The following is a 13534-nucleotide window of genomic DNA, read 5'->3' as shown; positions in this document are numbered from 1 at the left end:
TGGTAGGCACGAGTGGGATCGAACCACCGACCACCACCATGTCAAGGTGGTGCTCTACCACTGAGCTACGTGCCTACAGGTTACAAAGATTTAATCAAAATTAATGGAGGAAGAAAATAACACTCTTGATTTAGAGACGCAACTGCTTAATCAATTCCCATTATTTTTTCTTTAAGTTTTTTTAATTGGTCGCGCACTTCAGCTGCTTCTTCAAACTGCAAGTTTTTTGCATAATTAAACATTTCGCGTTCTAATTGCTTAATTTTTTTGGCAAGTTCTTCTGGAGATAAAGCCGCATAATAAGCTTGCTCTTCAGCTACTTTTAACAAATGTTGTTTATTCGTTGAAACATCGGATCGCGCGCCCTCAAGAATATCATGCACTGCTTTTGCGATTCCTTTAGGAGTAATGTGATGTTTTTTATTAAAAGCTAGCTGCTTAGTACGACGTCTCTCGGTTTCAGCTATCGCTTTTTGCATCGAGCCAGTTATTTTATCCGCATATAGAATTGCTCGACCGTCGATGTGTCGGGCTGCGCGACCTATCGTTTGAATTAAAGAACGTTCAGAACGTAAAAATCCTTCTTTATCCGCATCCAGGATTGCAACAAGTGCAACCTCTGGCATATCCAGCCCTTCGCGCAGCAAATTAATTCCAACCAAAACATCAAATTTACCTAAGCGCAAATCACGAATAATTTCGACTCGCTCGACCGTATCAATATCTGAATGCAGATAACGTACTTTCACCCCATGTTCGGCAAGGTATTCTGTTAAGTCTTCAGATAAACGTTTTGTTAAGGTTGTAACTAAAACACGTTCGTTTTTTGCAACACAACGATTAATCTCAGAAAGCAAATCATCAACTTGTGTCGCAACAGGTCTTACTTCAAGCAAGGGATCAACTAAACCTGTGGGCCTGATAACTTGCTCTACCACTGCACCCGAGTGTTCAATTTCATAAATACTCGGCGTTGCAGAAACATAAATAGTTTGAAAGGCTAAATCAGAAAACTCTTGGAACTGTAAGGGCCTATTATCTAAAGCAGAAGGCAAACGAAAACCATACTCGACTAAAGTTTCTTTTCGGGAACGATCACCTTTATACATCGCACCCAATTGTGGAACCGTAACGTGAGATTCATCAATCACCAACAATGCATCTTTCGGCAAATAATCCATTAAAGTAGGCGGCGGTTGACCTGCAGCGCGACCGGATAAATATCGGGAATAATTTTCTATTCCATTACAATATCCTAACTCTAAAAGCATCTCGATATCAAAACGCGTACGCTGCTCTAAACGTTGAAATTCTACTAATTTATTAGCCGCATGTAGTTGTGCCAAACGTTCTTTTAGTTCAATTTTAATTGATTCAACGGCGTTTAAAATTTTATCTCGCGGAGTTACATAATGAGTTTTTGGATAAATAGTTAAACGCGGTACTCGTCTAAGTAATTCACCAGTTAACGGATCAAAATAACCAAGATGCTCTATCGTGTCATCCAGTAATTCAATACGTACCGCTTCTTCTGCTGACTCCGCCGGATAAACATCAATCACATCACCACGCACACGGTAAGTAGCACGACGAAAATCCATGTCGTTACGACTATATTGTAGCTCAGTCAAACGTCTTAAAATAAAACGTTGATCGATTTGATCGCCTCGGCGCATATGTAACATCATATCGATGTAAGTATTAGGATCACCTAAACCATAAATAGCAGATACCGTGGCGACAATCACAACATCTCGACGTTCTAACAATGATTTAGTAGCCGATAAACGCATTTGTTCGATATGTTCATTAACCGCCGCATCCTTTTCAATAAAAGTATCTGTCGTTGGAACATAGGCCTCAGGTTGATAATAATCATAATAAGAAACAAAATATTCCACTGCATTATGCGGAAAAAAACTCCGCATCTCACCATACAACTGCGCTGCCAAGGTTTTATTAGGCGCCAAAATCAGAACCGGGCGCTGAATTTTTTGCATGACATGCGCAATACTAAACGTCTTACCCGAACCGGTTACACCCAACAATGTTTGGTAGGCTAAGCCCGCTTCCAATCCATGAATCAACTCTTTGATCGCAATGGGTTGATCGCCTGCGGGTTTAAAGTTTGAAGTTAATTCAAAAGGTTTAGACATATAGCCAAAAATCCAATTGTTGTAAGTAATTTCCTAGATGCCGCGTGCTTCGCGCTCGCAATGAGGAGTAAGCCATTATTTCCAGAAACAGGCTTGCTTTATTATTAAGCTCTCACCGATAATAAAGACCCTATTAGCACCAGTTTAGCTTAAGTAGACGTAATCTATGCATATAAATCTCTCACATCGCGTTTCTCAAATTAACCCTTCACCTACTTTAAGTCTGTCTGCAGCAGCCAATCGACTTAAAGCCAGCGGTAAACCTATCATTAATCTAACCGTAGGTGAACCTGATTTTGATACGCCTGAACATATAAAACAAGCGGCTCGCTTAGCTTTAGATGAGGGATACACGAAATACACTGCTGTCGACGGTATCATGCGTTTAAAACAAGCGGTGGTTGATAAATTTAGATTGCAAAACCAACTAAATTACTCATTGGATCAAGTGATTGTTTCGAGTGGAGCTAAACAATCTATTTATAATTTGATGCAATCTTTATTAAATCCAGGTGACGAAGTTATTATCCCGGCACCCTATTGGGTTTCCTACCCAGATATGGCATTACTCGCAGAGGCAAAGCCGGTTTTTATCTCCAGTTCTATTGAGTCTTGCTTAAAAATTACACCCGAGCAATTGGAAGCAGCGATTAATGAAAAAACTCGGCTTTTTATAATTAATAGTCCTTCTAACCCTACTGGCATGGTCTACACGCATGCAGAACTCAATGCACTGGCTAAAGTTTTATTACGTCACCCATCCGTATTTATACTTACTGATGACATTTATGAGCATATTTACTGGGATAATGCACCCTTCAAAAATATTCTCAATGTATGTCCGGAATTATATGATAGAACATTAGTCTTAAATGGTTGTTCAAAGGCTTATGCGATGACTGGCTGGCGAATTGGTTATGCGGCTGGACCTAAAGAAGTCATGCTCGCCATGTCCAATATACAATCACAAAGTACCTCTAATCCTAATTCTATTGCCCAATTTGCAGCTATCGCTGCTTTAACCGGTAATCAAGATTGCGTGCAGGCTATGAATAAGATTTATCATCAACGCCATACATTTTTTTCAGAAGGGCTTAATCAAATTCCTGGAGTACATTGTTTATTCGCACAAGGAGCCTTTTATTGCTTTCCTTCGTTTCACAACTTTATTGGAAACGATAAAAAGTTTGCTTCTGATCATGAATTAGCTAATTACTTGCTCAACAGTGCGAACCTCGCTACTGTTCCTGGTTCAGCTTTTGGCGCACCGGGTTATTTACGTCTTTCTTTTGCACTTGATAATGCCAGCCTAGAAAAAGCATTAGTCCAATTAAAAACTGCATTAATGCATCTGACTTAAAGGTCTAGCATTATCCACTACATCTAATGGTGCATCAACCACAACACCCCGTGTTTCTTTGACAAAGACGGCCAATATGGCAGCAATAACAAATGCAACAGGAATAATTGTCAACGCATGTTGAAAACTTTCTATCGAGAAAGCCATTAAATTACCTCTAACATGCGTACCTGTGAACACATCTAAAATTTTTCCTACTAAGGGTTGGAATAAAGCACCTCCAGACATAACTAACAAGTTAGTCACTGCAATAGCAGTACCCGCTAAACCTGGAACATTAAGTTCTCGAGCAATAGGAAAAATAACAACTTGTGCAGAACTACAAAGACCAAAAATAAGTAATAAAAGTCCCAAATAATGATGAACCATAAAGGGAAAATAAATGAGTAAAGTAAATGATACCGCGCCTAATAAAGCACCAATAATAATGGGACGACGTCGATTTCCTATTTTATCTGAGATCCAACCTACTAAAGGACAACCGATAGCCCAACCTAAAAAAATAAATGAAATATTAAGCGCTGCGGTTGAGTTAGATAAACCATAGGTTCGAATCAAGTAAGGAATTCCCCAAACTTCAGCAAATGCAGATAGCGATAAATATAAAAGGCTTCCTATGGCCCCTACCAACCACATTTGAGGATTTTTACATAATTTCAACACTGCTTGAAAGAAAGCTTTATAGGTAAGCGCTGGTTTAGCAGATTTCTCTGTGCTTTTCATGCCATTGCTTTCGGGGATGATATACCATAAACATACCGTAAGTAATATGCCTACGGTTGCAGCAATATAGAGTGTTACATTAGATCCTAGAGAAAATACGAGTTTAGATAAAATAATATCACCCGTCATTGCACCTATCATTCCCAGAGAAGTCGCCATGCCGGCAATAAATGCAAAGCGTGAAGGCGGAAACCATATTGCAGCCAACTTTAATACGCCTACAAAAGCAAATGCAGAACCAAATCCCACTAAGAAACGACCCACTTGCGCAGTGGCCAGATAATGATGAGCAAATAAATAAGTACCTATAGCACAAACTAAACATGCAAAAGCTAATAGCTTTCGAGGACCAAACCTATCCATCATCATGCCTACGGGTAATTGCATAGGCGTGTAAGCGTAGTAGTAGAAAGCAACTAAATTTCCAAATGCTACACCACTGATATTGAACATTTTTAGTAAATCTTCCGTCATCACACTCGGCAAGATTCGCAAAAAATATTCATAACAGTAAAAAAAAGCCCCTAAGCCACATACTAACCAGGGAAAAAGGTCAATACGTTTTCTCGGCATAAAATCATACCCCCTCAGAAAAATATAAACGAGGATTGGCCTGCGAATTGAAAATTAAAGGTTAATTCTTAAGCAAGCCACCAAAGTTGGATTAATTAAGCAGCTTCTGGGTCAGCCTTATCGGTGGCCTTAAGGGTACGTTTGCCGTATTTTTGTTTAAATTTATCTACACGACCACTGGTATCAACAATTTTTTGTTTACCCGTGTAAAAAGGGTGACATTTTGAACATACTTCTATAGTAAGAGCGGGCTCACCTAAAGTAGAACGGGTCTTGAAACTATTACCACAACTACATGTAACTGTAACTACGTTATAGGCTGGATGGATATCTTGCTGCATAATAATTTTTATATCCCTTGAATAGAATGAGCCCGGCATTATAACAGAACAAATTATAAAACGAAATTTTTGGCAGCGAAGCTACTCTAAAAACTCTATTTTTATTAGAAAAAATGTAAGTTATTTTAGTACAATACTGGTATTTAGCATACATTGTTGTCCGCTATAAAAGCCTATAAGCTAAAGAAAAATTTATCTCTAACAAAAAATTAATGCAACAAGGAGTGTTTAATTGAAAATCTCACCTATTTTAACTAAAAAAAATTGTCTCTATTTTCTATATGCCAGTTTAATACTGATTAGTTGGATTCCAGCAAACAGCTCTGCTGCAACCCATGGCTTACAAATTTCCTATGGAACAGGGAATCCTGATCATTTAAAAGGATATCGATTTGCTATTCAACAATTTTGGCCATGGGTAGGCTTTCCAAAATCCCGCTTGAACTTAACTGGCTACTGGGATGTTAGCTATGCCAATTGGCATACTAGCCCACCTCTTGATAATCAGCCTCGTTCTATCAGTATTTTGGCTATATCGCCACTCATACGCTTACAGAGTCGCGAAAATTGGCTGTTATCTGCCCAAGCTTATCTCGAGCTAGGAATTGGTGCGAGCTGGCTTTCTAATAATCACTTGGGTCATCGAAATTTGGGCGGTCAATTTGCTTTTCAAGATTTAATGGGCTTGGGTTTACGGTGGCGAAAAAGCACAGCGGAAGCATGGTCGTTCAGTTATCACTATCTACATTATTCGAACGCCAGTCTATCCCCCCCCAATCAAGGCATCGATGTGAAGCATTTATTTACGCTGGGTTATGAGTTTTAGAGCTTATTAAAAACCTGTAAAAGTTTTTTAAAAACTATATTGTAAAATATCATGATCATCTTATACTGCACACAAGCTGTTTTCAACATGCCCACTCAATATCGTCCTTACAAAAAGACGCCGATGAACTAGGGTTCTTTTTTTTTTAAGAGGCTATACAGTAATGGCCAAAAGTAAATTATCATCCGCACATTCACCCATTGAACATCAAGCACTGCGTCTTTTTACAGAAAAAGCCTATCTTGATTACTCCATGTATGTCATTCTTGACCGAGCTTTACCGCATATCGGTGATGGTCTAAAACCTGTACAGCGACGCATTATTTATGCCATGTCTGAATTAGGTTTAACCGCACTCGCAAAATATAAAAAATCAGCGCGTACAGTCGGTGATGTTTTAGGTAAGTTTCATCCTCATGGTGATGGCCCCTGTTATGAAGCCATGGTGTTAATGGCGCAAGATTTTTCGTATCGTTACCCTCTGATTGATGGGCAGGGGAACTGGGGTTCTCAAGATGATCCCAAATCTTTTGCCGCCATGCGTTATACCGAATCACGCTTAACACGTTATGCCCAAGCCCTACTCAACGAACTGTCTGATGGAACGGTTGATTGGGTGCCTAATTTTGACGCTACACTGGAAGAACCTAAACTATTACCAGCTCGCTTACCTAATATCTTATTAAATGGTGGCTCAGGTATTGCAGTCGGCATGGCGACGGATATCCCAGCACACAACCTTAGCGAAGTAGTAAGCGCTTGTATTCGTTTATTAGACGAACCCGATACTACTTTGGCAGAACTTTGTGAACTGGTTATCGGGCCAGACTTCCCTTCTGCAGCAGAAATAATTACTTCTCGTGCTGAGCTTTGTAATATTTATCAACAAGGCCAAGGTGTCATTCGAGCGCGCGCTGTTTACACAGAAGAAAAAAACCAAATTGTTATTACCGATCTACCTTATCAAGTATCTGGCGCGAAAATTATTGAACAGATTGCTGAACAAATTCGCGATAAGAAATTACCGCTGATAGAAGATTTACGTGATGAGTCGGATCATGAAAATCCAACCAGACTTGTGATTGTACCCCGATCGAACCGAGTTGATACCGACACCTTGATGACACATTTATTTGCAACGACAGATTTAGAACGCAGTTATCGTATTAATCTTAATATGATAGGTCTTGATGGACGGCCTAAGGTAAAAAATCTGCTCGTCATATTACAAGAATGGCTAGAATACCGACAAGCTACCGTAAGAAAACGTTTAGAGTTTCACTTAAATAAAATTTTGCATCGACTTCATCTTCTTGAAGGCTTTTTGATTGTCTATTTGCATATCGATGAAGTCATAAAAATTATACGACAATACGATAATCCAAAAATTCGCTTGATGAAACGTTTCAAATTAAGTGAAACTCAAGCCGATGCCATTTTGGAAATCCGTTTACGCCAACTCGCCAAACTAGAAGAAATTAAATTACAAACAGAACAAGGAAACTTGATCGCTGAACGTGACAAAATTCAGAAAATTTTATCTTCTAAAGCACAGTTGAAACGGCTGATTCGAACAGAATTACAAGAAGACGCCAAACTGTATGGTGACCCTCGCAAATCACCATTGGTTGAACGTAGCGCTGCACAAGCTTTACAAAAAACCGAAATAATTCCTTCCGAGCCCATGACAGTCATTTTATCGACTAGAGGTTGGATCCGCGCAGCAAAAGGTCATGATTTTGATGTCAGTGGTTTAGCTTTTAAAGCGGGTGATTCTTTAAAAACAACTATACTTGGGCGCAGTAATCACTTAATTGCTTTCATTGATTCAACCGGACGTAGTTATTCAACATCGATACATACACTTCCTTCGGCTCGTAGTTCCGGAGAACCATTAACAAGTCGCTTTAATCCTCCCCCAGGAGCAAATTTTGAAGGGATGATAACCGGAGATCCTGAACAGTCTGTGTTAGTCAGTGCTGATGCTGGCTATGGATTTATTACACAATTATCCGAACTGTATTCTAAAAATCGTAATGGCAAAGCATTGTTAAAATTGTCTCCTCATGCGCATGTTCTGCCTCTATTGTTGGTTAGTCACATTGACTCCAGTTATATTGCCTTGGCTACGAATACCGGATACTTATTAATTATTTCCGCAAAAGAATTACCGATATTGGCCCGTGGTAAAGGCAATAAAATGATACAAATTCCTCCAAAAAAACTCGAGCTACGTGAAGAATTTATAAGTAAAATAGTAATTTTACCGACAAAAAATAGTAAGTTGATGTTAATTTCAGGAAAAAAACAATTTACTTTGAAAGGTTCGGATTTAGCAAATTATATTGGAAAAAGAGGTCAACGCGGCCATAAATTACCACGCGGTTTGCAAAAATTAGACGCACTAACAGTCGACTTAACTTGATTTAATGGTTAATTATAATAATGAATAAAAATATAAATTATTGTTGGTTTTTTTTACTGGCTGCTTTTTGGAGTGGTTCATTTGCTGGTATTAAAGCCGTGGTATTACACGTTCCTCCTTTCTTTGGGGCAATGCTACGCGTAGGTTTAGCATTAATATTCTTAAGTCTTATTTTTTGTTTCTTAAAAAAAAGCGTAACCGTTCCTTTTAATCTGCGTTGGCGTATTTGGATCATGGGACTTTTTGCTCAAGGACTTCCCTTCTTCTTCTTATTTTACGGTGAACAATACATCTCTTCAGGTTTAGCGGGAATTTTAAACGGAACTGTACCGATTTGGACTTTACTATTTAGTTTAATTTCTACCAAAACCAGAAATTTTTCTTTTTTAAAACTCATCGGTTTATTCACAGGTTTATTAGGTATTTGTATTATTTTTTGGCCTTTACTGAAATTTAATTCTGCACATTCTGCCTTGTTAGGCACCGTTTCGTTATTATTGATGGCTATCAGTTATGCTATCGGCAATTTACTGAATCAACATATGTTATCTGGTCAAACTAAATTAGATTTTTATGCCAATATTTATCATCAGCATTGGTCGAGCCTTATTTTTCTAACGCTAGTATCACTGCTATTCGAACATTGGCCAAGTAGTAGTTTATTATTGCATACCCCTATTATTTGGGTGGCAAGTGTTTATATGGGTTTATTTTCAACTGCAATTGCCTGGATTATTTATTATTATTTAATTCGTGAATGGGATGCGGTACGAGCGAGTACAGTGTTGTATATAGTTCCTATCTTGGCTATATTTTGGGATTTTATTTTTTTTCACAATCGCCCGCAATGGACAGAAGGCTTGGGTGTTATCGCCATCTTACTGGGCGTCGTGTTAATACAATTTCCTAATAAAAACTTATTACAATTGCTTCGCCAGGCATACAGCAAACGCTTATAATATTTTGTAACCCTTTACCTTTAGCTATATGAATGATTCCTACATTACATCTAATGAAACGAGTTTAAACGGCTCTACTCAAGTAACAATAGTTTCTGAAGAAGAAAAAACGCAACTGGTCGATGCGAATAAAAAAAATGTTCCTTTTTTGTCTTTAAATGAAATGGATTATCTTATCAGGGCGAAAGAACGACGTAGGAAACAGAATTTAAATATTTTTATTTTTCCTATAACAGAAAAGAAACATAATAACGGGCTGAAAATTTTTTTTAAATTACTAGCTGAAAATATTGCAAAAGATATTCCGGTGCACTTTCACTTGGGAGTAAAAGATAGGGGTCATTGGTTTGCTATTGATTGTTATGTAAAGAAGGGACTTTTGTATCTTTTAGTCATCGATCCAGCTCAATGTCGTGACATTAATGTATTATTAAATTTATTTTCTGCACCTTTTAGTCCTAAAAAGGTATTCGTTTATAAAGGTACGAAAATCCAGCGAGATGGAAGACATTGTTCTTTTTTTGCATTAGATATACTTTTTCGCTTATCCAACCATCATAATCATTGGAATGATTTACTAAAAAAATCTTTGGAAAAAAATATTCTTTACTTTAATGAACAAGAATGTCCTGAATCGTTAGCTTTTATTTTTAAAAATATACAATCTTTAACTGAATTTAAGAAATTACCTGATAATTTAAAAAAAACTGTTATTAATAAAAAAGGAATGAATCTTGAAAATAAGATAGAAAAATACACACGATTAATCAATGTAAATAATCAATCTAAAAATAGGAATTTAGGGATCGTATCTAAAAGAGTAAAATATTTGTATTCATTAAAAGGTCTTTTAAATCAAAAAGAATTTAGGTTGATTACACGTAGCTTCGAGGTCATAGGCGGCGTTGAATGGGCAACCACGCTAATTCCATATCTTTCCTCTCTTATTCAAGACAAACTTGACTTCCAAACTATTCTTCAATACTTAACGCCGCGTTATTGTAGAAAAGTCTGTGAAAGGCTCGAAAGCAAGATATGTTCAATTATACAAAATCCTTCAGATATTACTGTCCTAACAAAGCTAATGCCTGAACAACGCACGGCCGTATACGAAGTGATTAAGACTCCACTTCATTCTGTTATCAAAGACTCCATTGATTTTATTAAATGTGTTTTTAGTGTTTCAACGCTTGATCAGCGCGCGATTATTAATAAAATGCTTAAAAAACAATTTCCCACGATTATAAAAAATGTCGATGATTTTGATAGTGATTCCTTTTCTGACTTAAACTATTTGATTATTTATGAAGGAGTTGCAGAAAAAGTTGGCTCATCCCTAGTTGCTTTTAATAAATTCCTTAAAAACCTTGAAACTTTTGAGCAATGCACTATTGTATGTAAAGCGCTTAAAAAAAAGCTATTCACACTCATAAACAATCCTTCTGATTTTCAAACTATCCTATATGGCTTAACTGAACAACCTTTAGCTCTATCTAAAGGAATATGTGGAGTATTTAAAGAAAAGCTATTTTCGCTCATAACTAACCCATTTAGTTTGGGTATTATCTTAGAAAATTTAAATTTTGAACAATGCCTAATGATTTTTAATATGGTTAAAGCGGAATCGTCACTTATAATAGAATCCCCCTTAGACTTTGGTAATACACTTCAATGTTTCATTCCTGAATACAGTATGATCGTGATTGAACTAATAAGTGAACAATTATCCAATGCAGAGTTTTGTGTAAACTCATTAAAGAAAAGCCACTTTTCATAAAAAATATTAGTGATCTCCAAAATATTCTACATGAGCTAGCTGGTGAGCTGCATGCCGAAATATTTAAAGAATTTAAAGAGCATCTTCCTTCAGTCATACACTGTACCTCTGATTTGCACATTATTCTTGAATCATCACCAGAGTCTTGCTATACAATTGTCTTAGCGGCCTTGAAGGAAAAGTTGTCTTCTATCAAAGTAAAAAATGCCTCAGACTTTAAGAAATTACTTAAATTCCTAGATTTAAAACAACGCACTGTTATATTTAACTCATTTAAAATACAGCTATATTCTATTATTGAAAGCGTTTCTGATTTGAATAATATCCTAATTAATTTATCTCCTGAGGAATGCGGTATTGTGTGTGAAATGGTTAAAGAAAAATTTATCGCTATGACAGAAGATGACAAGTTCTTAAGCGGGCTTTTAATCTATCTAAACCCAGAACAATGTGCCGTTATATGTGCAGTTTTTAAAGAAAAGATTCTTTCAAGCAAAAATTCTCCTAGTTTTGAAAAAAATCTTAAACTTCTAGATCCTGACCAACGGATTCTAGTAAATACTATTATTTCGGAAAAAAATTCGCAGTTAGAAGAAGAGACTCAAAATCTTAATACTATTATTGGCTTGATGACTATGGGAATTTTTCCAGATAAAAATAATTATCACAATGCAAAGATTGACCATGCATTACCGTCTTATTTAGATAGAAAATTATAAGTTAACGACGAGCCCTTTTTTATACTGCTACCATTTTAATTAAAATTCAATTATATAGAGTCCCGTAACTTACTTTAAAAGCGCTTTATAATTTCAATAAAGGTTGAACGTCTCGCTACCAGTTTAATTTAACATAGGATATTCCCTATCAGGGTTAAGATTTTCGTTACCTTGTAAATTCACAGATTTACTTGGTAATGTTTTCTTAGCCTCGAAAAATAACGTTTGTTGCTTCTTTATTTTTAACTTACATGTTGCTGCATCGCTACCTGTGCCTAGTTTATTGAACAGTTTAGTAATCTCAGTATGGCCATTCTGTAAGGCTATGAAAAGAGGAGTAGCGCCATTAAAGGCAGTTTTATTAATATTGGCACCTGCTTCAACCAATAATTTGACAGTTTTGATATGGCCGTTTTGTGCTGCAATAAAAAGTGGCGTACAAACCTCACCTACTGTTTCATCAATCTTAGGGCTTGCATCAAGTTTAACGTATAAATCAAGTAGTATCTTAATGACATCTGTATGGCCATTTTGTACAGCCATGAAAAGGGGAGTAGCGGTACTAAAAGAGTTGTCGAACTTAACGCCTGCTTTGACCGGTACTTTAACAACTTTAGCATGGCCATTTTGCGCTGCGACAAAAGCGGAGTATCGCCATTATTGGAAGTGAAAAGATTTTCCGTAATTTGATTTAAAAAAATAATCGCTGCACATAAAGTGCCGTGACAACATAGGGAAAGCTTTCTTTGGTAGCAAAAAATCTAAGCAAATATTGATTTTTATCTAGAGTAATAAAAACTGTTTGAGGAAGCTTGAACTCTGTAGCCATTGCTTGCATTTCAGCCCCATCTAAGAATCGAAGAATAACGTTTTTAGGTAGATCAAATTTTTCAAGTTTGGAAGAATTTTCTTTGAAGTGACAAGCTAAATTTCAGTCTTTTTTTTTGCCATTTTCGATATTAATATTTCATTGAAATTATGAAAAACAAGTTCAATATCTAAACAAATGATCTGATATTTTTCAAAATATGATTGGATAAGAAATGAATCTAAATTTTTTACAGAATAAACTGAATTGCAAGCTGCTTATTGAAAATGTAAGTAAATCTTTTTATAAATTCCTCACTGAAAGAAAAGATTAATATATTTTCTTTTATGTTCCATAAAAATCCGATTCAAGCTGTTTAAATTCATGGACGGGATTTAATTATTTTTAGAAAGCAAAAAACCAAGCATATTACTTTAAGCAACGTAAAAGCCGTTATATGCTCGCGATTAGAAGGGAGAATCGTAACGCCAATTCCACAATTCAAACATAAGTTACTTGATGAAAGCAAAATTAGCAACAAAAGTTATTGATTCATTAACTATAGATAACAATATATCTTTTATAAAAGATGAAGAAAAAGCTAAATCATTGAAAAATACTATTTATTTTTGTGAACCTTTTAAATCCTACCAAAAAGCAGCTATAGAAAATGCTAATCGTTTGCTACCAACAAAGTTGGCCAAACAAACTGATTTAAATAAATTAGAACAATCCGAGATAGATAAATGTATTCATGTATTTAATACCAGGCCAATGAAATGTTTGGGCTATCAAACACCGAAGGAAGTATTTTATCAACACTTTGGATTAAGGCATACTTGAAAATCGGGTCGCACTTATTGCCTG

At 36.3% G+C, this 13534-nt stretch carries 11 protein-coding genes and 1 tRNA gene; 7 read left to right on the top strand and 5 right to left on the bottom strand.

The genetic code is table 11. The features are described from left to right. Together AACL18_RS02195 and uvrB are read right to left on the bottom strand one after the other, a co-directional pair. A tRNA-Val gene (locus AACL18_RS02195) sits at positions 1-75 on the bottom strand. A gap of 71 nt (positions 76-146) precedes the next feature. Beyond that, positions 147-2156 carry an excinuclease ABC subunit UvrB gene (gene uvrB, locus AACL18_RS02190; protein ID WP_339051105.1) on the bottom strand — a complete coding sequence of 670 codons (2010 nt, stop codon included), beginning with the start codon at positions 2154-2156 and terminating at the stop codon, positions 147-149. 166 nt (positions 2157-2322) lie between these two features. Between uvrB and AACL18_RS02185 the strand changes: the two genes are divergently transcribed. Further along, positions 2323-3516 (top strand): pyridoxal phosphate-dependent aminotransferase, encoded by a 1194-nt coding sequence (locus AACL18_RS02185; protein ID WP_339051104.1) that lies wholly within the window; start codon positions 2323-2325, stop codon positions 3514-3516. On the opposite strand, the gene AACL18_RS02180 is transcribed toward AACL18_RS02185, so the two are convergent. Next, a complete protein-coding gene (locus AACL18_RS02180; RefSeq protein ID WP_339051103.1) occupies positions 3499-4812 on the bottom strand; it encodes an MFS transporter in 1314 nt (437 codons plus the stop codon). The genes AACL18_RS02185 and AACL18_RS02180 overlap by 18 nt on opposite strands. Positions 4813-4907: 95 nt before the next feature. After that, positions 4908-5153: a 50S ribosomal protein L31 gene (gene rpmE / locus AACL18_RS02175; protein WP_339051582.1), complete on the bottom strand. Its 246-nt coding sequence runs from the start codon at positions 5151-5153 to the stop codon at positions 4908-4910. A 232-nt stretch (positions 5154-5385) separates the two neighbouring features. Here rpmE and AACL18_RS02170 point away from each other — a divergent pair, with 232 nt between their 5' ends. From AACL18_RS02170 to AACL18_RS02150, 5 genes are all read left to right on the top strand, one after another. Beyond that, a complete protein-coding gene (locus AACL18_RS02170; protein ID WP_339051102.1) occupies positions 5386-5979 on the top strand; it encodes an acyloxyacyl hydrolase in 594 nt (197 codons plus the stop codon). Positions 5980-6142: 163 nt separating this feature from the next. After that, positions 6143-8404 carry a DNA topoisomerase IV subunit A gene (gene parC / locus AACL18_RS02165; protein WP_339051100.1) on the top strand — a complete coding sequence of 754 codons (2262 nt, stop codon included), beginning with the start codon at positions 6143-6145 and terminating at the stop codon, positions 8402-8404. A 20-nt stretch (positions 8405-8424) separates the two neighbouring features. Next, a complete protein-coding gene (locus tag AACL18_RS02160; RefSeq protein ID WP_339051098.1) occupies positions 8425-9363 on the top strand; it encodes a DMT family transporter in 939 nt (312 codons plus the stop codon). Positions 9364-9391: 28 nt separating this feature from the next. Next, positions 9392-11140 (top strand): hypothetical protein, encoded by a 1749-nt coding sequence (locus tag AACL18_RS02155; protein WP_339051096.1) that lies wholly within the window; start codon positions 9392-9394, stop codon positions 11138-11140. Next, on the top strand, positions 11104-11859 hold the full coding sequence (locus tag AACL18_RS02150) for a hypothetical protein (protein WP_339051095.1): 756 nt from the start codon (positions 11104-11106) through the stop codon (positions 11857-11859). The genes AACL18_RS02155 and AACL18_RS02150 overlap by 37 nt, the downstream gene beginning before the upstream one ends. A 123-nt stretch (positions 11860-11982) precedes the next feature. Here AACL18_RS02150 and AACL18_RS02145 read toward each other — a convergent pair whose 3' ends face one another. Then, entirely contained in the window at positions 11983-12402 is a 420-nt protein-coding gene (locus AACL18_RS02145) for an ankyrin repeat domain-containing protein (RefSeq protein WP_339051094.1), read from the bottom strand. 784 nt (positions 12403-13186) lie between these two features. On the opposite strand from AACL18_RS02145, the gene AACL18_RS02140 reads away from it, so the two are divergent. Further along, a complete protein-coding gene (locus AACL18_RS02140) occupies positions 13187-13510 on the top strand; it encodes a hypothetical protein (RefSeq protein WP_339051093.1) in 324 nt (107 codons plus the stop codon). The last annotated feature ends 24 nt before the right edge of the window (positions 13511-13534 follow it).

The sequence above is a fragment of the Rickettsiella endosymbiont of Xylota segnis genome (assembly GCF_964019545.1).
Lineage (GTDB): Bacteria > Pseudomonadota > Gammaproteobacteria > Diplorickettsiales > Diplorickettsiaceae > Aquirickettsiella.
This window is presented reverse-complemented; position numbering and strand designations above follow the sequence as displayed.